At 46.6% G+C, this 19885-nt stretch carries 23 protein-coding genes, 1 pseudogene and 1 riboswitch; of the genes and pseudogenes, 17 read left to right on the top strand and 7 right to left on the bottom strand.

What is annotated here, in order from left to right; genetic code table 11:
• The first annotated feature begins 67 nt into the window (after positions 1–67).
• A complete protein-coding gene (locus SB24_RS04125) occupies positions 68–646 on the top strand; it encodes a GNAT family N-acetyltransferase (protein WP_007409110.1) in 579 nt (192 codons plus the stop codon).
• A gap of 177 nt (positions 647–823) precedes the next feature.
• On the top strand, positions 824–1219 hold the full coding sequence (spx, locus tag SB24_RS04120) for a transcriptional regulator Spx (protein ID WP_003155034.1): 396 nt from the start codon (positions 824–826) through the stop codon (positions 1217–1219).
• 57 nt (positions 1220–1276) lie between these two features.
• On the opposite strand, the gene SB24_RS04115 is transcribed toward spx, so the two are convergent.
• Positions 1277–1933 (bottom strand): TerC family protein, encoded by a 657-nt coding sequence (locus SB24_RS04115; protein ID WP_007409109.1) that lies wholly within the window; start codon positions 1931–1933, stop codon positions 1277–1279.
• Between the two features lie 182 nt (positions 1934–2115).
• On the opposite strand from SB24_RS04115, the pseudogene SB24_RS20180 reads away from it, so the two are divergent.
• The 4 genes and pseudogenes from SB24_RS20180 to pepF all read left to right on the top strand — a co-directional run.
• Positions 2116–2226, top strand: a pseudogene (locus tag SB24_RS20180) (adaptor protein MecA); the annotation flags it as partial.
• Positions 2209–2865, top strand: a complete 657-nt coding sequence (gene mecA / locus SB24_RS04110; RefSeq protein ID WP_003155032.1) for an adaptor protein MecA — start codon at positions 2209–2211, stop codon at positions 2863–2865. The pseudogene SB24_RS20180 and the gene mecA, both read left to right, overlap by 18 nt.
• 150 nt (positions 2866–3015) lie before the next feature.
• Positions 3016–4176, top strand: coding sequence for a competence protein CoiA family protein (locus tag SB24_RS04105; protein WP_039251993.1), 1161 nt, complete (start codon positions 3016–3018; stop codon positions 4174–4176).
• A gap of 227 nt (positions 4177–4403) precedes the next feature.
• Positions 4404–6233, top strand: coding sequence for an oligoendopeptidase F (gene pepF / locus SB24_RS04100; RefSeq protein ID WP_099686889.1), 1830 nt, complete (start codon positions 4404–4406; stop codon positions 6231–6233).
• A gap of 36 nt (positions 6234–6269) precedes the next feature.
• On the opposite strand, the gene SB24_RS20175 is transcribed toward pepF, so the two are convergent.
• From SB24_RS20175 to SB24_RS04075, 5 genes are all read right to left on the bottom strand, one after another.
• Positions 6270–6437 carry a hypothetical protein gene (locus tag SB24_RS20175; protein WP_003155026.1) on the bottom strand — a complete coding sequence of 56 codons (168 nt, stop codon included), beginning with the start codon at positions 6435–6437 and terminating at the stop codon, positions 6270–6272.
• Positions 6438–6723: 286 nt separating this feature from the next.
• Positions 6724–7626, bottom strand: a complete 903-nt coding sequence (gene spxH, locus SB24_RS04090; protein ID WP_039251990.1) for a protease adaptor protein SpxH — start codon at positions 7624–7626, stop codon at positions 6724–6726.
• Positions 7623–8021, bottom strand: a complete 399-nt coding sequence (locus SB24_RS04085; protein ID WP_003155023.1) for a globin domain-containing protein — start codon at positions 8019–8021, stop codon at positions 7623–7625. Before SB24_RS04085 ends, spxH begins: the two co-directional genes overlap by 4 nt.
• Before the next feature lie 228 nt (positions 8022–8249).
• Complete coding sequence (locus SB24_RS04080; RefSeq protein WP_039251987.1) at positions 8250–8942, bottom strand: lytic transglycosylase domain-containing protein; 693 nt, start codon at positions 8940–8942, stop codon at positions 8250–8252.
• A gap of 4 nt (positions 8943–8946) precedes the next feature.
• Positions 8947–9519, bottom strand: coding sequence for a CYTH domain-containing protein (locus SB24_RS04075; RefSeq protein ID WP_014417426.1), 573 nt, complete (start codon positions 9517–9519; stop codon positions 8947–8949).
• A 124-nt stretch (positions 9520–9643) separates the two neighbouring features.
• On the opposite strand from SB24_RS04075, the gene SB24_RS04070 reads away from it, so the two are divergent.
• The 4 genes from SB24_RS04070 to SB24_RS04055 are packed head-to-tail and all read left to right on the top strand — an operon-like array spanning position 9644 to position 12398.
• The gene (locus tag SB24_RS04070) at positions 9644–10009 is read left to right on the top strand and encodes a UPF0738 family protein (protein ID WP_039251985.1); all 366 of its coding nucleotides are present in this window, start codon (positions 9644–9646) and stop codon (positions 10007–10009) included.
• Positions 10010–10036: 27 nt separating this feature from the next.
• On the top strand, positions 10037–10672 hold the full coding sequence (gene yjbM, locus SB24_RS04065) for a GTP diphosphokinase (RefSeq protein ID WP_003155019.1): 636 nt from the start codon (positions 10037–10039) through the stop codon (positions 10670–10672).
• 17 nt (positions 10673–10689) lie between these two features.
• Entirely contained in the window at positions 10690–11490 is an 801-nt protein-coding gene (locus tag SB24_RS04060) for an NAD kinase (RefSeq protein ID WP_003155018.1), read from the top strand.
• Positions 11491–11504: 14 nt separating this feature from the next.
• Positions 11505–12398, top strand: a complete 894-nt coding sequence (locus tag SB24_RS04055; protein WP_039251982.1) for an RluA family pseudouridine synthase — start codon at positions 11505–11507, stop codon at positions 12396–12398.
• Positions 12399–12431: 33 nt separating this feature from the next.
• Here SB24_RS04055 and prpE read toward each other — a convergent pair whose 3' ends face one another.
• Positions 12432–13181, bottom strand: coding sequence for a bis(5'-nucleosyl)-tetraphosphatase PrpE (gene prpE, locus SB24_RS04050; protein WP_039251980.1), 750 nt, complete (start codon positions 13179–13181; stop codon positions 12432–12434).
• A 228-nt stretch (positions 13182–13409) separates the two neighbouring features.
• Here prpE and SB24_RS04045 point away from each other — a divergent pair, with 228 nt between their 5' ends.
• The 7 genes from SB24_RS04045 to thiF all read left to right on the top strand — a co-directional run bounded on the left by SB24_RS04045 (position 13410) and on the right by thiF (position 19873).
• The gene (locus tag SB24_RS04045; RefSeq protein ID WP_039251978.1) at positions 13410–15254 is read left to right on the top strand and encodes a monovalent cation:proton antiporter family protein; all 1845 of its coding nucleotides are present in this window, start codon (positions 13410–13412) and stop codon (positions 15252–15254) included.
• A 53-nt stretch (positions 15255–15307) separates the two neighbouring features.
• A riboswitch (TPP riboswitch) is annotated at positions 15308–15416 on the top strand.
• 87 nt (positions 15417–15503) lie between these two features.
• Positions 15504–16211 (top strand): thiaminase II, encoded by a 708-nt coding sequence (gene tenA, locus SB24_RS04040; protein ID WP_039254950.1) that lies wholly within the window; start codon positions 15504–15506, stop codon positions 16209–16211.
• Positions 16189–16806, top strand: coding sequence for a thiazole tautomerase TenI (gene tenI / locus SB24_RS04035; RefSeq protein WP_012117296.1), 618 nt, complete (start codon positions 16189–16191; stop codon positions 16804–16806). Before tenA ends, tenI begins: the two co-directional genes overlap by 23 nt.
• Positions 16790–17899, top strand: coding sequence for a glycine oxidase ThiO (thiO, locus tag SB24_RS04030; RefSeq protein WP_039251975.1), 1110 nt, complete (start codon positions 16790–16792; stop codon positions 17897–17899). The genes tenI and thiO overlap by 17 nt, the downstream gene beginning before the upstream one ends.
• Entirely contained in the window at positions 17896–18099 is a 204-nt protein-coding gene (thiS, locus tag SB24_RS04025) for a sulfur carrier protein ThiS (protein WP_039251972.1), read from the top strand. Before thiO ends, thiS begins: the two co-directional genes overlap by 4 nt.
• Entirely contained in the window at positions 18096–18866 is a 771-nt protein-coding gene (thiG, locus tag SB24_RS04020; protein WP_007610655.1) for a thiazole synthase, read from the top strand. Before thiS ends, thiG begins: the two co-directional genes overlap by 4 nt.
• Positions 18863–19873, top strand: coding sequence for a thiazole biosynthesis adenylyltransferase ThiF (gene thiF, locus SB24_RS04015; RefSeq protein ID WP_039251967.1), 1011 nt, complete (start codon positions 18863–18865; stop codon positions 19871–19873). The genes thiG and thiF overlap by 4 nt, the downstream gene beginning before the upstream one ends.
• Positions 19874–19885 lie beyond the last annotated feature (12 nt).

The following is a 19885-nucleotide window of genomic DNA, read 5'->3' as shown; positions in this document are numbered from 1 at the left end:
GTTTAAACAATCGGAAATGGGGTATATCTAAAAGTGTGAAGTCAACGAACCCATAAGGAGCAAATGAATGAACTGGTACGAAAAGCTGAGTGAATATTTTCCGATTGAAGAAATGAAATCAAAAGCGCATATGGAAGCTCTGTTAAAGGAGCAAAGCGATGTTTATCATAAAGAAGAGGGGCAGTACCACGTGCTGATGTATGCGGAATTTGACTCTTTCATCTTTATTGATTACCTGTTTGTGTCAAAGAAATCCAGAGGACAAGGCCTCGGAAGTAAGCTGATCGGCAGGCTGAAAAAGAAAAACAAGCCGATTCTGCTTGAGGTGGAGCCTGTTGACGAGGATGACACGGATACACAGAAACGCTTGCGTTTTTATCAAAGAGAGCATTTCAAGCACGCGCAGTCAATCGGGTATCGGCGCCGGTCATTGGCTACGAATGAAGTGAACAAAATGGAGATTCTGTACTGGTCACCTAAGACGGAATCAGAAGAAGAAATGTTTGAAGCGATGAAACAGACATATGAAAACATTCACACTTATAAAGATGAAAAATGGTACGGAGAATCATACGAAAAAACGGATGAAGTTCTCAAAGTCATTGATGAGAAAAAACGAAAAAACATTTTCGATCAGCTGAGCTAATTGAGAATGGGGAAACATCCGCCAGCCGTAAATTTGCCGGATTGACACATTTTTTTCTCAGGAGACTGTTCACACTTACTTTTTTATAGTATAATACCTATAAAGATTCCTTTTTTAAAGTTATTTCAATTTGAGAATACAACATGTTCATCCTACTAATTAGAGGAGTGAAGATTAATGGTTACATTATACACATCACCTAGCTGTACGTCATGCAGAAAAGCAAGAGCTTGGCTTGAAGAGCACGAGATTCCGTTTGTAGAGAGAAACATTTTCTCCGAGCCGTTATCAATTGATGAGATCAAGCAGATTCTGCGTATGACTGAAGACGGTACGGATGAAATTATCTCTACCCGTTCTAAAGTATTCCAGAAACTGAACGTAAATGTTGAATCTATGCCGCTTCAAGACTTATATACTTTGATCAATGAGCATCCGGGACTGCTCCGCCGTCCGATTATCATTGATGAAAAACGTCTGCAAGTCGGCTATAACGAAGATGAAATCAGACGATTCCTGCCAAGAAAAGTGCGTTCTTTCCAATTAAGAGAAGCACAGCGTCTTGCCAACTGATATAAGCTTACGATAAGCATGGAAAAAGCCCAAAACCATCGCGGTTTGGGCTTTTTGTTATTTTTCAGTCTGCTGGTAAATCATACTGGCGAGGATAACAAATACGACGGTCAAAATCGGCAGCGTCATTTGTATAATGCCGTGTTCTGCCATGAAAAATGACAGCTTGCTGTCTCCGGCAATCATTTCACCGCCGGTAAATGCGAGAAGGCCGCTCCCGGCGTACATCAATAAAGGCATTTTGTCCATGGCGGCATGAACGAGCTTGCTGCCCCAGATGATAATCGGCACCGAGATGAAGAGACCGATCACTACAAGTGTCAGCTCACCGTGAGAAGCGCCGGCTACTGCGATGACATTGTCAAGCGACATAAAGATATCAGCCATAACGATTGTGCGGATGGCTTTCCAAAGAGAAGAACTGCTTTTCACATGCTGCGCATCTTTCTTCTCAATCAGGAGCTGATAGCCGAGATACAATAAAAATACCCCGCCTGCGCATTGCAAAAAAGGAACATTCAATAAATAGACCGCAGCGCTCGTCAGAACGATTCTCAAGACGACTGCGATAAACGTTCCGAAGATGATCGCTTGCTGTCTTTGTTTATGAGCCAGATTCCGGCTGGCCATCGCGATGACGACGGCATTGTCACCGCCGAGAATAAGGTCAATCCCGATAATAAGCAGAAGGGACAGCAGGTAATCGTGCGGCATGGTAACACCTCGCTTATAGATCGATTGCTTGTACAGCTAATATATGAAGCAGTGCGCTATTTATGATGGGAACCGGGAGAAAGCCTGTTTTTCGGTGTGAAAATGCTTTTTTATTTCTTTTATAACTGTTTTATCATAAAATAGAAATATAAAGAATTTGCGCTGTCTTCTATAAGGTTAAGATGTGGACGGAATGGGTAAAGTGTAGTAAAGTACTATTCATCGGGAGCTTAGATGTCCCTTCAACATCTTATAAAGAAGGGAAGGTTGGCAAAATGGAAATAGAAAGAATTAATGAGCATACTGTAAAATTTTATATGTCTTATGGTGATATTGAAGATCGCGGTTTTGACAGAGAAGAAATCTGGTACAATCGCGAGCGCAGTGAAGAACTGTTCTGGGAAGTCATGGATGAAGTGCATGATGAAGAGGAATTCGCTGTCGAGGGTCCTCTTTGGATTCAGGTTCAGGCATTGGACAAAGGACTGGAAATAATCGTAACAAAAGCCCAGCTTTCCAAGGACGGACAAAAACTCGAACTGCCGATCCCGGAAGATAAAAAACAAGAGCCGGCAGATGAAAATCTCGATGCTTTACTTGATGATTTCCAGAAAGAAGAGCAGGCCGAGAGCCGGGAAGATAAGGAGCAAAAGCTTCAGTTCACTTTGCGGTTCGATGATTTTGAGGATCTCATCTCGCTATCAAAATTGAATCTTAACGGAATCAAAACGACCCTGTATTCGTTTGAAGACCGATATTATTTATATGCAGATTTTTATGAGCAAACTGATGAAGAGGTTGAAAATCAGCTAAGCATCCTGTTGGAGTACGCGCACGAATCATCAGTCAGCATTCACCGTCTTGAAGAATACGGCAAATTGGTGATCGCTGATCATGCGTTATATACAATAAAAAAACACTTTGCATCATAACAAACCGATTTCTCTCAGCAGAAATCGGTTTTTTTTATTCTGAATGACATGATGAACGGATGAAAACCGTATAACGGCTCTCATCCGTAAACAGGAGTATGCCTTCTTCCTGCTGAATACAACAAGATTCAGGAAAGGAGAAGATGCAACATGTTCAGTGCTGTGACTGCCGACGGACGGCTCATTCAGCTGGCCGGAAGCTATTCAAAGGAAAAAGCGGCGGAGCTGAGAAAGAAACGCTGGTTCTGCCCCGTTTGCAAAAGTGAGCTTGATATCAAACTGGGGCGGGAGAAACTGCCGCACTTCGCTCATAAAAAAAGCAGGCTGTGTCCCGGGGAATCCGAACCTGAAAGCGAATACCATCTGGAGGGAAAAAGACAGCTTTTTCTCTGGCTGAAGACACAAGGGTGCAGCGTCAGCCTGGAACCGTATCTGACTTCCGCTGGACAGCGGCCTGACTTGACGGCAGAAAGCGGAGAAGAGAGGCTGGCTTTTGAATTTCAATGTGCGAATCTTTCGGCGGACTCTTTAAAGAGCCGGACGGCAGGCCTGAAAAACGCCGGGTACCGGCCGATCTGGATCATCGGGGCAAAACGGTTAAAACGGATGGCCGCGCAATTTTTCCGGCTTTCTGCTTTTCACTGGCAGTTCTTTGAAGTCCATTCATTTTCCTCCTTACTGTTTTACTGCCCCGACGCCCGCTCCTTTTACAGGCTGCATTCCATCACTCCGTTTTACACCGGCTATTCTTATGCCGGCTTAACCACAATCCCTCTTCACAAAGCAAACCTGAAAGACATTTGTCATCCGGAAGGGCGGCACAGCGTCAGACTTCCCTCGTGGGGACGTGCCGTAGCCGGCTTCCGCAGCAAAAGCGGGCGGTTTTTATCTGAAGATGCCGGTCTTATCCGGCGTCTTTTTTACGAAAGACATCAGGTTGCATTTCCATTTCTCCCATCTGAAGTGTTTATTCCCGTTTCAGCGGGCTTTGTGTTTGCCAGTCCCGTTTTTGTGTGGCAGAGCCATTTATACTTGCGGCTTGCGGAACTTTCTAAAAAAGGCGCGCCGATCCGATTATCCGGCATGGTTCATGATTTGCGGCAAAAAATCAGGCGTAAGGAGATTCGGATGCGGTATGGTTCACAAGATAGCCTTATCAGAATGGCGGTAAAACAATATGCTGATTTCTTATGCTTGCAGGATTTTTTAAGGGAAATTGAGAATGAAGTATATATGCCCTCATCTCAACGGAAGCTCCCTCAAACGGCAGAAGAGCTGCGCCGGAGGGATCTCCTCTTTTTTGGGGAATGAGAATGCTTCATTTCGTTCACCCTAACGTCAAGGTGGTGGCGAATGTGAGGGGCATACAAGCATTTTGTTTTCGTTTTTTCACTGTATTATTGGTATGCTCGGTCTTATATGCCGCATATAATTTGACAAAAGGCAGTGAAAAGCCGGAAGATAATCACAACACAAGTTTTTGGAGAAACAATCGTTTTTTCAATTGGCTTGAAGTAAAGAAAACGAGGGGGATCACCATGACTGAGGAAAATAAAGCAGCACAGCTGCCTGACAGAAGTGAAGTAAAGGCAGAGCATACATGGAGACTAGAGGATATTTTTCCTAGTGATGAGGCCTGGAATAAAGAATTTCAAGCAGTTAAAGAATTAATCCCGAATTTATCTTCTTTTAAAGGCACGCTTGCTCATTCGGCTGATAATTTATACGCGGCGCTTACGGCACAGGATGAAGTGACGAACCGCCTTGGGAAACTTTATGCATACGCGCATATGCGCTCAGACCAGGATACGGGAAATTCTTTCTACCAAGGGCTGAACGACAAAGCCGCAAGCCTGTATTCCCAGGCTGCCAGCGCGACTGCTTACATTGAACCGGAAATTCTGGCGATTCAGGAGGACAAGCTGCACCAGTTTATTCTGGAAAAAGAGGAGCTTAAACTTTACTCCCATGCAATTGAAGAAATTACAAAACAGCGTCCGCACGTGCTGAGCGAACAAGAAGAGGCCCTGCTTGCGGAAGCCTCAGAAGCGCTGTCCTCGCCTTCCAATACATTCAGTGTTTTAAATAACGCCGATATTACATTTCCGTCGATTAAAGATGAAAACGGCAAGGAAACTCAAATCACACACGGCAACTTTATTAATTTCCTGGAAAACAGCAATCGTGAAGTCCGCAAAAACGCATTTGAAGCCGTATATAAAACATACGGACAGTATAAAAACACGATGGCGACTACACTCAGCGGCACTGTGAAAAAAGATAATTTTTACGCCCGTGTGAAAAAATATAAATCAGCACGGGAAGCGGCTTTATCCAATAACAGCATCCCTGAAGAAGTTTACGATAACCTTATTAAAACGATCAATAAACATCTTCCGTTATTACACCGTTACATTGACCTGCGGAAAAAGGTTCTCGGCCTTGATGAAGTCCATATTTATGACCTTTACACACCGCTCGTAAAAGATTCGGGAATGAAGGTCACATATGAGGAAGCGAAAGATTATATGCTCAAAGGACTTGCTCCGCTGGGCGAGGAATACGCGTCTATTTTAAAAGAAGGACTTGAAAACCGCTGGGTCGATATATACGAAAATAAAGGAAAACGCAGCGGTGCTTATTCGTCCGGTACATACGGCACGAATCCGTACATCTTGATGAACTGGCATGACAATGTCAATAATCTGTTTACGCTCGTTCACGAGTTCGGCCATTCCGTGCACAGCTACTATACGAGAAAATATCAGCCGTATCCGTACGGTAACTACAGCATTTTTGTCGCTGAAGTTGCTTCAACGACTAATGAAGCGCTGCTCGGTGAATATATGCTGAACAGCTTAAAGGATGAAAAACAGCGTCTGTACCTGCTCAACCACATGCTTGAAGGATTCAGAGGCACAGTGTTCAGACAGACGATGTTCGCTGAATTTGAGCATCTGATTCATACGAAAGCGCAGGAAGGCGAGCCGCTAACGCCTGAACTGCTGAACGAACTTTATTATGATCTGAATAAAAAGTATTTCGGTGACAACATGGTGATTGATAAAGAAATCAGTCTGGAATGGTCAAGAATTCCGCATTTCTATTACAATTATTATGTGTATCAATATGCGACAGGCTACAGTGCGGCCCAAGCGCTGAGCAGCCAGATCTTAAAAGAAGGCAAGCCTGCGGTGGAGCGCTATACCGAATTCTTAAAAGCGGGAAGCTCGGAATATCCGATCGACATACTGAAAAAAGCGGGAGTTGATATGACATCGCCTGAACCGATCGAGGCGGCCTGCAAAATGTTTGAAGAGAAACTGAACGAAATGGAAGAGCTTCTTTCGAAAGTGAACCCTTCGTAACCAAAAAAGCCTGTGCATTAGATGCGCAGGCTTTTTCTAAAATCCCTTAAACGTTTTTCGGTGATTCAGCCGGTACAAGGCAAACAATATGGAAAGAAACAGCAGGGGAGATGTAATGTAAATCGGCAGCATGTGCATCATGGCCAGCAGGTTTAAAAAGAAGAAAAACACAATCATTCCGATGATCAATACGGTGCGGAGCATTGATTTCCCTCCTTGTTTTTCATTGATATATTCTATGAAAACAAGCAGTCAGTTATGTTTTGTGACAAAAATATGAACATTAATCTTATGGCTTGTCAAAACTCGACAAGATTTGATATGATAAGGATGTGAAATTGATCACAAACAAACATTACCCCTTTGTTTGACCGTGAAAAATTTCTCCCATCCCCTTTGTTGTCGTTAAGACATATGAAACCGCGCTTATCCCGGCGCGGTTTCTTTATTTGCACAAAAAAAAGCCGGCTCCGTAAGGAATCAGCTTTTTTTAATGATCACAACAGGTGACATCCTCCTGGGTGCCGGTCAGAGACTTCCAAAACAGACCGTGCTTTGCTTCCACTCTGGCGACCTTTTTGGCGAATGCCAGTTTTTTCATTTCTTTTTCAACTTCTTCTAGACTCAAATCATAAACGAGTGCGATTTCTTTCGATGCGACAAACCGGAAATATTCAATGAAACATTCCAAAGGCGGCGTTTCAGAAGGCTTCGGTTCATCCCCGAGCATTTCGAATAAGATCTCTTCGTATACGTCATAAGAATAGTTGCCGGGAACCTTCAGCCCTTCATCATCATGCAGGCTGTTAAAGAACGTCAATGTCGGGTTGACGGTGACGTCCATTTCCGCCGCGATTTTCATATCGCACTGAAGCGCTTTTACCGCGCTTTGCGAATGGAGGTCGCGCTTGAATTCTTCAACATCCAATTTCGTCTTTTCGGCAATTTCTAAAAGAACGTCTTCATCCGTAATATTCTGCTTGGAAACAAACAGGCTTTCCTGCATGCTGCGGAGAAACAGAATGCCCGCTTTTCTTCCCTGCAGTTCGGCCGCTTTTAAAGCGAGTGCGGCAAGGTAGGGCGATGAAAGAGGCTGATCCTGCTCAAGCCAAAGGCTTCCGTCACAGGGCATCCCGGAACGGTTCGCAATTTTTTCCCAAGCTTCGGCAAGAAGGTGTTTTTTCCGCTTTTGCTTATTCAGCGATGTAATGCTCGCGGAAACAATGATCCGCAGCGTAAAAAAACGACCGTATTTGATTTTTAATTTTTTTATGGCGGGCTCCAGCGACCAGCATTCAGGACATAAAGGGTCGACAAACATGTAAATTTCGAGCGGTTTTTTTGGATGTCCGTGGCAATGGGCGAAGTATTGCTCATGCTGATAATTCGTCAATATGATCGATCCTCCGCTTCTGACTGGTTTACCATATGCCTGGCCGTCAGTTCCAGACGCCCGTACAGAAATTCACGAATATCGCCCTCCAGCCCGACCTGATCCATCGCTTTGCTCATACAGCTTAGCCACGCATCAGCCCTCTCGTCCGTAATCGGAAAGGGGAGATGCCTTGCCCTGAGCATGGGGTGTCCGTGCTCTTCAGTATAAAGAGGAGGTCCGCCCAAATACTGGGTTAAAAATTGCTTTTGTTTTCTGGCCGTTTCAGTCAAATCACTTGGAAATATCGGCTTCAGCAAGGGATGAGACGAGACACGCTCATAAAAAGTATCAACAAGTTGCGATAGAAGTTCCTCTCCAATCGCTTCATATGGTGCGTTAAACGATTGTCCCATGTTGACTACTCCTTTATATGGCTAATAGGAATCATAATTCCCATTGCGAATTTATCTTTCAGTTTTACTATCTTCAGTTACTGTATATTTTAGCAATAACATTTTATTTCTACAAACAAAGTGCCTTTCTGTCAGGCGCTTGTATTTCATATCATATCACATCGCCTTCATTCATGTGTAAGATTTCACTCCGCAAAAAAACCAGAGGGCGAAGGAAGCCTCTCTGGTTTACGCGTAATACTGTTTGGTTATGTTTTTGACATATTGCTGTGTTTCCTTAAACGGCGGAATGCCTCCGTACCGATCTACGTTGCCGGGGCCTGCGTTGTAGGCGGCTAACGCCAGAGATACATTTCCGTCGTATTTCGTGAGCATCTGCTTTAAGTACTTTGTGCCGCCCTCAGCGTTCTGGACGGGATCAAGCGGGTTTGACACCCCGAGTGATTCTGCCGTGGAAGGCATAAGCTGCATCAGTCCCATTGCCCCCGCACCGCTGACCGCTTTCGGATTAAAGCCTGATTCCTGTTTAATAACCGCGCGGATCAGCTTTTCGTCCACTCCGTATTTTTCAGCTGCTTTCTGAATGGCGCTGTCTATTGAAAAGTTTCCGGTGCTGATATCAGAAGCCGCATCCGGAGACTTGATGCCCGGGGAAGCGGAAGCGGTCTGTGAAGCAGCCGCGGAGCCGGATGAAACGGGAATTCTCGGTGAATATGAAGCGTGAGCGGTCCGCACACCGTTTAAAATTCCCGATTCTGGCTGCTGCCGGACGGCTGTGTCCGTATACTGGCTGAGCAGCGCGCTGAAATTTGCAAGCGGGCTTTCTGAAGATTGTCCGCCTGAAGCCGTGCTTGTATGAGAGATTGATTGCAGCGCCATTGATTGCAGCTGGAGAAGGGCCGCCCAATTCGTTATATTCACTGTGTCATTCCACCTTTTTTTGTTTCTGTTCATAAAAACGCTGGATTTTATTTTTCGTGATTCGCTCTGGGATGCCGAATTGCTTGAGCAATTGTTCAAACGCCCGTTTTCCTTCATCCCAGTCAGCAGCCTCGAATTCCAATTCAAAGTCTTCTTTCTCTAAATATCGGCTGTGATCTAAAATGATTAAGCCTTTTTCTGATTCTTTTTCCGCGCGTGCGGTCGACAGCGTCCCGAAATAGCAAATGTGTTCTGAGTTGATTCCGAGACCTTCCAGCTGACGTTTGACGGGGCCATCCGGAATCTTGAAGACGTCAAGATCAGGTGCCGCAAGCTCTTGGTGGGTTTCCAGCAGACCGACCGCGGCAGGCTCTTTTAACGTCAGAACGAACGCGCCGTCTTTTTCTCGGATGCGGAGTGCTGATTTTTTTTGTTTCAGGGAAAAATCTTTCGTGTCGAAATAATGATTGACCTGCTGTTTAAAATCATGTTCTTTCATGCAGAGTGCTTCACTCAGCTTCAGAAATTCTGATTTTGTCAGCAGGTTTTTGAATTCAATTTCTATTTCTTGGGTCATGACAGTCTTCCTTTCAGGACGAAAAATTGTATAATTCCCATTATCTCTTTAGAGGTTACGTTTATCAATATCGACCTTGATATGATAAAATAAATGCTGTACTTTGTTAAAAAAGGAGAACATTATGCAAAAGAGAATTGAAATCCAAAATGCATCATTAACAGAAGACGCGCTCCGCTTAAAGTGCGGAGAAGACTTAAGCGGAGCGGAACGCAAAGCCTCAGGTCAAATGCTTGTTGATTCCGATCACTTTGCTTTTGTATACATACTTGAATCAGCTGACTCTTTTGAATATGTCATTATAAAAGAACATGTCTGGCCGGATCTGAAAGAAGCCTTAGACCAAAGAAAACCGGCGGTCCTTGAGGCCGGCGGAAAAACGGTTGAACTTTCAGGGCTGCATGAAGAACTCGATTATCTTCTTGAAAATATTAAAGATAATGCAAACTACGGAGATATGGAAGAAAAAGTGAAAAGCGTATTTCTTTAGAACAGGTTCGGAATTGGGGGATGTACGATGGATGACAAACAATGGGAGCAATTTCTAGCGCCATACCGCCAGGCTGTTGAAGAATTAAAGGTGAAGCTGAAAGGCGTCAGAACCCTTTATGAGTATGAAGATGACCACTCACCGATTGAGTTTGTGACAGGCCGTGTGAAGCCGGTGGCGAGCATACTTGAAAAAGCGAGACGAAAAAGCATACCGCTTCATCAGATCGAAACGATGCAGGATATCGCGGGGCTGCGTATTATGTGCCAATTTGTCGATGATATCCAGATCGTCAAAAATATGCTGTTTGCCAGAAAAGATTTTACCGTTGTGGATAAGCGGGATTACATAGCAGAGCATAAGGAAAGCGGATATCGGTCTTACCACCTTGTCGTTTTATATCCTTTACAAACAACGTCCGGTGAAAAGCACGTTCTTGTGGAAATACAGATTCGGACGCTTGCCATGAACTTTTGGGCAACCATTGAGCATTCACTGAATTACAAATACAGCGGGAACATTCCCGAAAAAGTAAAGCTGAGGCTGCAGCGGGCCTCAGAAGCCGCATCCCGGCTCGATGAAGAAATGTCAGAAATCCGCGGAGAAATCCAGGAAGCCCAAGCCGCGTTCTCGCGAAAGAAAAAAGCGGGAGACCGCCAGTAGGAAAGGAGGGGAATGGCATGAAATTTGCCGTTTCTTCAAAAGGAGACGAGGTTTCAGATACACTGAAAAGCAAAATACAGGCGTATTTACTCGATTTTGATATGACCTTGGATGAAAAAGAGCCGGAAATCGTTATTTCCGTCGGCGGTGACGGAACGCTTCTTTACGCATTTCACAGGTACAGCGACCGTCTTGATAAAACGGCTTTTGTCGGAGTTCACACGGGGCATTTGGGTTTTTATGCCGATTGGGTTCCGCAGGAGATAGAAAAGCTCGTTCTGGCCATTGCCAAAACGCCGTATCATACCGTGGAGTATCCCCTTCTTGAGGTGATTGTCACTTATCATGATGAAGAGCGTGAGGAGCGGTATCTGGCTTTGAACGAATGTACGATCAAAAGCATAGAAGGCAGCCTCGTCGCTGACGTGGAAATTAAAGGCCAGCTGTTTGAAACGTTCAGGGGAGACGGTTTATGTCTGTCCACGCCTTCCGGAAGCACGGCTTATAATAAGGCGTTAGGCGGCGCAATCATCCACCCTTCCATCAGGGCGATTCAGCTTGCTGAAATGGCATCCATCAACAACAGAGTGTTCAGGACTGTCGGCTCGCCGCTTTTGCTTCCCGATCATCATAACTGTGTCATCAAACCGAGAAACGACGTCGACTTTCAAGTCACAATTGATCATTTAACCTTGCTGCATAAGGATGTCAAGTCCATTCTATGCCGTGTGGCAAATGAAAAAGTCAGATTTGCAAGATTCCGTCCTTTTCCGTTTTGGAAAAGGGTGCAGGACTCCTTTATCGGAAAAGGCGAATAGAAAGAGGAAACGGATTGGACAACTTTTTTATCCAAAAGAACATGACTGCCCGGGAAGCCGGCATGACGGTAAAAGAATATACGGCGCAGCTCGGCATTTCAAAGCGGCTTCTCGCTGACATTAAATTCGGCGGGGGAGACCTGCTTGTGAACGGAGAGCATGTAACCGTCCGCGCCGTGTTAGCGGAAGGAGACGTGCTTAAGATTGAATTTCCGAAGGAGCATGTGAGTGAAACGCTTTTGCCTGAGCCGGTTCCTCTTGATATTCTTTATGAAGATGACCATGTGCTTGTGGTCAATAAACAGCCGTATGTCTCCTCAATTCCATCAAGAGAACACCCGTCGGAAAGCATCGCTAACGGAGTGATCAGCCACTACCGAAAAAGCGGCGTACAATCAACGGTTCATCTTGTCACCCGCCTTGACAGGGATACATCGGGGGCGATGCTGATCGCCAAACATCGGCTTTCCCATTCTCTTTTGTCGGCAGCGCAGAAGAAGGGGCTTGTCAGCAGGCGGTATCTCGCTGTCGTACACGGGATCATGCCTCAGAAGGAAGGAACGGTGGACGCGCCCATCGGAAGAAAACACGACAGTATTATTGAGCGGATGGTAACGCCGGAGGGACAACGAGCGGTGACGCATTTTCAAACGGAAAAAGCGGGACATGCGTTTACGCTTGCAGCCCTGCGGCTGGAAACGGGGCGGACGCATCAAATCCGGGTGCACATGAGCTACCTCGGCCATCCGTTAGTCGGTGATACACTGTACGGCGGAAAAAATGAGGGAATTGCCCGGCAGGCTCTTCACAGTGAGCGGCTTTCATTCGTACACCCCATGACCGGAGAAACGCTCGTTTTTCAGGCCCCGGTGCCTGACGATATGAAAACATTAATTGAACACGTGTAAAGCCCGAACCGTTTACCGGTTTCGGGCTTTTTTTTATGCCTGCCTTCCGTGATCCTCGCGAAATCGTGAGGCATCATAGGGCATTGAGCTTTCCACAGAGACGGTTTCATGCTCTGGAAAGCGAAAGCCTGTCAGTTGATTGCCGAAGACGCATCCTGTATCAATGTTGATTGTACGGTTGACGATCCGGGGGCGTTTTACCGGGGTATGGCCGTAAACAATCCATGCCTTGCCTTCATAAGCGGCGGCCCAGTCTCTTCTGACGGGTCTGCCGTCGGGATACGTTTCACCCGTGATATCGCCGTACAGAACAAATTCTTTTACCTTACGCGAGTATTTACCGATATCGTCAGCTTTTATGCCGGCGTGAGCGACGACGAGATCGCCCTTATGTAAAATGTCATAAAGCGGCGCTGACTCATATAAGCGGATGAATTGTCTGGAGACTTCCGTTCTGTCGGCGGGAGACAGCTCTTTCAGTTCGGCTGCCGTCGTTTCCAGTCCGTGCATCACTTTTACGGGGTTTCCTTTTAAGTAACGATACAGTTTGTTGCAATGATTTCCCGGGACATAACGGACGGCTCCTTTTTCATATGCTTTTGCCACAAAACGCATCACTTCTACGGATTTTGGGCCTCTGTCCGTTAAATCCCCCGCAAAGACAAGCGTCCTGCCTTCAGAGTGAACGGGCGTTCCGTCTTTCACTTCATATCCGAGCTTTTGCATTAACGCGATCATTTCGTCATAACATCCGTGTATATCGCTGATGATGTCGTAAGCCATTCGTGTCAGCCTCCTTATTAACGGTTTTTTATTTATTATGGGGCTAATTCCTATACCTAATTACGCTGTTTTTGCACAAATTAAAAAAAGAATTGAAGAAATAAAGCCTTATCACTTTTTTTTCGCGTTCAGCCTTGTTAGAATATGCGTTATGTTTTTAAAAAAAAGTAAGGTTTCGCCCGCTTAAAGCGGGCTTTTATAACCCTTGTTTTAAGGAGGTATTTACGAATGGAACACACATCAGTCGCATCTTTAGTCGTCGTTCTGATCGTCGCTTTTTTGACGCCGCTCCTTTTACATCGGTTTAAGCTCAGCATCCCCGTCGTCGTCGCGGAGATCATCATGGGGCTTATTATCGGAAAAAGCGGCCTGAATCTTGTCGTTCAGGGAGACACGTGGCTGGAGACGCTGTCTGTTCTCGGCTTTATCTTTTTAATGTTTTTAAGCGGCTTGGAAATTGATTTTTCTTCATTTGAGAAAGGGAAGAAAAAACAATTCCTTCCGAACGGCAAGGAAGCGCCCAACACGTTTTCTGCCGCACTGATTATCTTTTTCGGCATCTTTATTTTATCATTGCTGCTGTCCTATGCCTTTGTATTAGCCGGTTTTATTCAAAACGCATTTTTAATGACGCTTATTATTTCGACGATATCACTCGGTGTGGTGGTCCCGACTTTAAAGGAAGAACGGATTATGAACTCCAATATCGGCCAGATCATCCTGCTTGTCGCCGTTATCGCGGACTTGGCTACGATGATTCTGCTCGCTTTCTTCTCTTCTCTTTACGGAGAAGACAGCGGAAATATGTGGCTTCTGTTGATTCTCTTTGCCGCGGGGGTCGTGCTGTATTTCTTCGGCAGGATCTTTAAACACCGTTCATTTGTGCAGTCGATGTCTAAAGGCACCGTGCAGATCGGCACGAGAGCCATTTTCACACTGATTATCGTGCTTGTCGCTTTATCGGAATCTCTCGGGGCGGAAAATATTCTCGGCGCGTTTTTGGCAGGCGTTCTGGTATCGCTTCTGTCTCCGAATAAAGAAATGGTGGAACAGCTGGATTCCTTCGGCTACGGGTTTTTAATTCCGATCTTTTTCGTCATGGTCGGGGTGAAATTGGACATTTGGACGCTCTTCCAAGATCCGAAAACGTTAACGATGATTCCGCTGCTTCTGCTTGCGCTGTTTATCAGCAAGATGTTCCCGGTGTTTTATTTAAAGAAATGGTATGACAATAGAACCGTGTTTGCTTCGGGCTTTTTGCTGACGTCCACGCTGTCGCTTGTTATCGCGGCGGCTACGATCGGAGAAAGGCTCCACATTATCAGCGCCAATATGTCCGGCGCGCTGACTTTAGTTGCGGTTATTGCCAGCATCATCACGCCGATCGGCTTTAAGAAATTATACAAACGGCAAAGTGCGCCGCAGGAAAAAAAGCGCATTACATTTATCGGCGCCAACCAAATGACGCTTCCGGTTACGCTGGAATTGCCTGAGGAGGAATATGAAGTACGGGTCGTCCATGTGTATCAGGAAAATGCCGGGGAAACGCTTGCGGAATCCGTTTTTTCGGTTGACACGATTTCTGATTACGAGCCCGGAACGCTTGAGTCGCACGGTATTTTCAAAACGGATATTCTTGTCGTGGCGACGGGAAATGAAGATGTGAACGCTGAAATCGCCTTAATAGCGAAAGAGAAAGGGACTGAGCGTATCATCGCAAGCGTCGGCTCGGTTGAGCATGAAACAAAACTGAAAGAAGAGGGCATCAGTATTTTTTCTATCCTTCTGTCTACAAAGACGCTCTTGCGCGCATTAATTGAGGCGCCGGGCGTGATGAGCCTCCTGACGAATGAGGAGTCTTCGTTATATCAGATCAATCTGGAAAACCCGGCGTATAACGGCATCATTCTGCGAGAATTTCCGCTGATGGGCGATGTGATTTTCGTCCGGATTTTCAGAGGTGTGGACAGCATCGTTCCGCACGGAGACACGCGGCTGAAAACAGGAGACCGTCTCATCGTCACGGGCTCGCGCAACTACGTGTCGGAACTGAGAAAAATCCTTGAAGCTTGACCAAATTGCAATTCGTGATAATATAGAAGGCATAACAAATAAATCAATAATCGTATGACCACTAGGGGTGTCCTTCATAAGGGCTGAGATAAAAGTGAGACTTTTAGACCCTCATAACTTGAACAGGTTCAGACCTGCGTAGGGAAGTGGAGCGGTATTTTTTTGGGGTTCCTTTTATCCATTTAAATTCCAAACCACTTTTCCGATGCGGGAAAGTGGTTTTTTTATTTTAACAGGGGGGAAGACATGATGACATTTTCTGAAGAATGCAGACTGGCGGCTGCCGAATGGTGGGACGGAAGTTTTGTTCATCCGTTTGTAACGGGAATCGGTGACGGAAGCCTGCCGATAGACCGTTTCAGCTATTACGTGCTGCAAGATTCCTACTATTTGACGCATTTTGCAAAAGTTCAGGCGTTCGGCGCCGCATATGCCGAAGACTTGTTTACGACGGGCAGGATGGCGGGCCACGCTCAAGGGACATATGAAGCGGAAATGGCGCTGCACCGCGAGTTTACGGAGCTTATAGGGATTACGGAAGAAGAGCGTGCGGCATTTAAACCGGCACCGACCGCCTATTCTTATACGTCTCATATGTACAGATCGGTGATGAGCGGCAATTTTGGAGAAATATTAGCTGCGCTTCTGCCCTGTTATTGGCTTTATTATGAAGTCGGCGAACACTTAAAGGAGTGCAAACCGGAGCATCCGATTTATGAAAAATGGATCGGTACATACGGCGGAGACTGGTTCAGACAGCAAGTCGAAGAACAGATCAGCCGTTTTGACGAGATTGCTGAAAACAGCACAGAGGACATCCGCGCGAAAATGAAAGAGAATTTTGTGATTTCAAGCTATTATGAATATCAATTTTGGGGAATGGCCTATCAAAAAGAAGGCTGGTCCGAGAAGGGCGGAAAAGAGGTGGAATCTTTTGGAGCTGCACGCGGTAACTGATAATCGCAAACCCGTTGCCGAGCTGGCCGAGGATATTCTTTCGATTCAGCGCGAAGTAAGCTTTATCCATATCCGTGAGCGGGATAAAACAGCGGGAGAGATCATGCAGCTTTTGTCCCTTTTGAAAAAGGGCGGTGCGGATAAGGACAAATTGATCATCAATGACAGGGCGGATATCGCGCTTTTTGCCAATATACACCGTGTTCAGCTTCCGTCCCGCAGCTTTTCCGTAAAGCAGGTGCGAAGCAGATTTCCCCATCTTCATATCGGACGTTCGGTTCATTCGCTGAAAGAAGCCATCCAAGCTGAAAAGGAAGATGCGGATTATGTGGTGTTCGGCCATGTATTTGAAACCGAATGTAAACAAGGACTTGAAGCAAGAGGCATCAGCCTGCTTTCAGAGATCAAACGCACGCTTTCCATCCCCGTCATCGCAATCGGCGGAATGACACTGCAGACGATCGGACACACAAAGCAGGCGAAGCCGGACGGAATTGCCGTCATGTCAGGCATTTTCTCAGCTGAAAATCCTGAGGAGGCGGCAAAACGGTATGCACGCGCGGTAAGGGAGGCCGATTATGAAGAAGCACTATGATACGGCGGTGATCGGCGGCGGAATTATCGGGTGCGCCATTTCTTATGAGCTGGCGAAGACGCAGCAGAACGTTGTCTTGCTTGAAGCCGGAGAAGTCGGCCGAAAAACGACAAGCGCTGCCGCGGGAATGCTGGGCGCTCATGCGGAATGTGAAAACCGGGATGCGTTTTTTGATTTTGCCATGCACAGTCAAAGGCTGTATGAAGCGGCGGGGCAAGAGCTTGAGGAAGCTTGCGGCATTGACATCAGGCGCCATAACGGCGGAATGCTTAAACTGGCGTATACCGAAGAAGATATCGCCCGTCTGCGGAAGATGGATGATCTACCTTCCGTCACCTGGCTTTCAGCGGAAGATGCCCTTGAAAAAGAGCCTTACGCTTCAAAAGACATTCTAGGCGCAAGTTTTATAAAAGACGATGTCCATGTCGAACCGTACTATGTTTGCAAAGCGTATGCAAAAGGGGCGCGGCGCTATGGCGCTGACATATATGAGCATACACAAGTCACCTCCGTAAAACGAGTGAACGGAGAATATTGCATCACAACGTCCGGCGGGGATGTCTATGCTGACAAAGTCGCAGTTGCAAGCGGTGTATGGAGCGGCCGGTTTTTCAGCCAGCTCGGCTTGGGACAGCCTTTTTTTCCTGTAAAAGGAGAATGCCTTTCCGTGTGGAATGACGATACCCCGCTGACCAAAACCCTTTACCATGATCATTGTTATGTCGTCCCGAGAAAAAGCGGCCGGCTTGTCATCGGCGCCACGATGAAACAGGGCGACTGGAGCGATACGCCTGACATCGGAGGAATTGAGGCCGTCATTGCAAAAGCGAAAACCATGCTTCCCGCCATCGAACATATGAAAATAGACCGGTTTTGGGCGGGACTCAGGCCGGGAACAAGAGATGGAAAGCCGTTTATCGGGCGGCATCCTGAAGACAGCGGGATCATATTCGCCGCCGGCCATTTTCGGAACGGCATCCTGTTGGCGCCGGCAACTGCTGAAATGGTGCGGGATATGATCCTGGAAAGACAGATTAAACAGGAATGGGAAGAAGCGTTTCGAATTGATCGCAAGGAGGCTGTTCATATATGATCCTTCAGCTGAACGGAAAACAAATTGATTGGAATCAAAATGAGGGGACGGTTCAGGATTTGCTTGAATCGTACCAGCTTGATCAAAGAATCGTAGTTGTGGAGAGAAATAAAGAAATCATTGAAAAAAAGAATTATGAAAAGACGAGTTTGTGTGACCGCGATGTCATAGAAATTGTCCATTTTGTAGGAGGCGGATGAGGATGTTAACAATAGGCGGAAAACAGTTTCAGTCAAGATTGCTGTTAGGAACGGGAAAATATCCGAGTTTTGAGATTCAGAAAGAGGCGGTGGCCGTCTCGGAATCAGATATTTTAACCTTTGCGGTGCGGAGGATGAACATCTTTGAAGAGTCTCAGCCTAACTTTCTCGAACAGCTTGATTTGTCTAAATACACGCTTCTGCCGAATACGGCCGGCGCCGCAACGGCTGAAGAGGCGGTCCGAATCGCAAGGCTTGCCAAAGCTTCAGGGCTTTGTGACATGATAAAAGTAGAAGTCATCGGATGCAGCCGGTCACTTTTGCCTGATCCGGTTGAAACGCTGAAAGCATCAGAACAGCTGCTCGAAGAGGGATTTATCGTGCTTCCGTATACGTCAGATGATGTCGTGCTCGCAAGACGTCTTGAGGAGCTCGGAGTGCATGCCATTATGCCGGGCGCTTCCCCGATCGGTTCCGGTCAGGGAATTTTAAATCCGCTGAATCTTTCCTTTATCATTGAACAGGCGAAGGTGCCGGTCATTGTCGATGCCGGCGTCGGATCTTCAAAAGACGCCGCCTACGCGATGGAGCTCGGGGCAGACGGCGTGCTGTTAAATACCGCTGTGTCAGGCGCTGATGATCCGGTCAAGATGGCCCGGGCGATGAAGCTTGCCGTAGAAGCGGGCCGCCTTTCTTATGAAGCCGGGAGAATTCCGGTGAAAGATTACGGAACTGCAAGCAGTCCGCGAGACGGTCTTCCGGTATGACGGAGAGATATTCCAGACAGGAGCTGTTTCAGCCGATCGGTCCCTCCGGCCAAGAGAAGCTCCGGTCGTCTCATGCCGTGATTATCGGCGCGGGTGCGCTTGGGACGGCAAGTGCGGAGATGCTTGTCAGAGCAGGGGTCGGGAAGATAACGATCGCTGACAGAGATTATGTGGAGTGGAGTAATCTCCAGCGCCAGCAGCTTTATACCGAAGACGATGTCAGACAGGAAATGCCGAAAGCCGCGGCGGCTGAAAAACGGCTTCGATCTATAAATAGTGATGTAGAGGTCGAGGGATTTGTCATGGATGTCACTGCGGAAAACGCACCCGGATTGATTCGTGACGCCTCCCTCATCGTGGATGCCGCCGACAACTTCGAAACAAGACTGATTGTGAATGATGCGGCTGTGCAGAAAGGGATTCCCTTTCTGTATGGCGCCTGTGTCGGCAGCTACGGGCTCTCTTTTACCGTCATTCCCGGTGTAACGCCGTGCCTTCATTGTCTGCTTGAGACATTGCCTTTAGGCGGTATGACATGCGATACGGCGGGAATCATCAGCCCGGCTGTATTGCAGACGGCCGTTTTTCAGGCAGCAGATGCGCTGAAGCTGTTAACGGGCGGATCTATCGAGCATGTTCTCCGTTCCTTTGATTTATGGAAAAATGAACGGTCAGAAATAAACGTCGCCCGTCTTAAGTCGGCTGATTGCCCAAGCTGCGGCACAAACGATTTTCCGTTTTTATCCTATGAAAATCAGACAAAAGCGGCGGTTCTGTGCGGGCGGAACACGGTGCAGATCAGAACGGGGATCTCCGAGCAGGTTGATCTGCAAAAACTTGCGGGACAGCTCAGACGGACAGGGCTTGATGTTTCAGCCAACCCGTATTTAATTTCGTTTTGCACAGACAATTTCAAGATGGTACTGTTTCGTGACGGCAGAGCATTAATACACGGCACAAGTGATATCAGCAGAGCGAAATCCTTTTATCATAAATGGATCGGATAATGCGAAAGGAGA

The organism is Bacillus sp. Pc3, assembly GCF_000815145.1.
In the GTDB taxonomy this organism is placed as follows: domain Bacteria; phylum Bacillota; class Bacilli; order Bacillales; family Bacillaceae; genus Bacillus; species Bacillus velezensis.
This window is presented reverse-complemented; position numbering and strand designations above follow the sequence as displayed.

Excerpts from the sequence above, each read along its gene's own strand:
- SB24_RS04125 (WP_007409110.1), top strand. The coding sequence starts at position 68 with ATGAACTGGTACGAAAAGCTGAGTGAATATTTTCCGATTGAAGAAATG.
- spx (WP_003155034.1), top strand. The coding sequence starts at position 824 with ATGGTTACATTATACACATCACCTAGCTGTACGTCATGCAGAAAAGCA.
- SB24_RS04115 (WP_007409109.1), bottom strand. The coding sequence starts at position 1,933 with ATGCCGCACGATTACCTGCTGTCCCTTCTGCTTATTATCGGGATTGAC.
- mecA (WP_003155032.1), top strand. The coding sequence starts at position 2,209 with ATGGAAATAGAAAGAATTAATGAGCATACTGTAAAATTTTATATGTCT.
- SB24_RS04105 (WP_039251993.1), top strand. The coding sequence starts at position 3,016 with ATGTTCAGTGCTGTGACTGCCGACGGACGGCTCATTCAGCTGGCCGGA.
- pepF (WP_099686889.1), top strand. The coding sequence starts at position 4,404 with ATGACTGAGGAAAATAAAGCAGCACAGCTGCCTGACAGAAGTGAAGTA.
- SB24_RS20175 (WP_003155026.1), bottom strand. The coding sequence starts at position 6,437 with ATGCTCCGCACCGTATTGATCATCGGAATGATTGTGTTTTTCTTCTTT.
- SB24_RS04085 (WP_003155023.1), bottom strand. The coding sequence starts at position 8,021 with ATGGGACAATCGTTTAACGCACCATATGAAGCGATTGGAGAGGAACTT.
- SB24_RS04075 (WP_014417426.1), bottom strand. The coding sequence starts at position 9,519 with ATGACCCAAGAAATAGAAATTGAATTCAAAAACCTGCTGACAAAATCA.
- SB24_RS04070 (WP_039251985.1), top strand. The coding sequence starts at position 9,644 with ATGCAAAAGAGAATTGAAATCCAAAATGCATCATTAACAGAAGACGCG.
- yjbM (WP_003155019.1), top strand. The coding sequence starts at position 10,037 with ATGGATGACAAACAATGGGAGCAATTTCTAGCGCCATACCGCCAGGCT.
- SB24_RS04060 (WP_003155018.1), top strand. The coding sequence starts at position 10,690 with ATGAAATTTGCCGTTTCTTCAAAAGGAGACGAGGTTTCAGATACACTG.
- prpE (WP_039251980.1), bottom strand. The coding sequence starts at position 13,181 with ATGGCTTACGACATCATCAGCGATATACACGGATGTTATGACGAAATG.
- SB24_RS04045 (WP_039251978.1), top strand. The coding sequence starts at position 13,410 with ATGGAACACACATCAGTCGCATCTTTAGTCGTCGTTCTGATCGTCGCT.
- tenA (WP_039254950.1), top strand. The coding sequence starts at position 15,504 with ATGACATTTTCTGAAGAATGCAGACTGGCGGCTGCCGAATGGTGGGAC.
- thiO (WP_039251975.1), top strand. The coding sequence starts at position 16,790 with ATGAAGAAGCACTATGATACGGCGGTGATCGGCGGCGGAATTATCGGG.
- thiS (WP_039251972.1), top strand. The coding sequence starts at position 17,896 with ATGATCCTTCAGCTGAACGGAAAACAAATTGATTGGAATCAAAATGAG.
- thiG (WP_007610655.1), top strand. The coding sequence starts at position 18,096 with ATGAGGATGTTAACAATAGGCGGAAAACAGTTTCAGTCAAGATTGCTG.
- thiF (WP_039251967.1), top strand. The coding sequence starts at position 18,863 with ATGACGGAGAGATATTCCAGACAGGAGCTGTTTCAGCCGATCGGTCCC.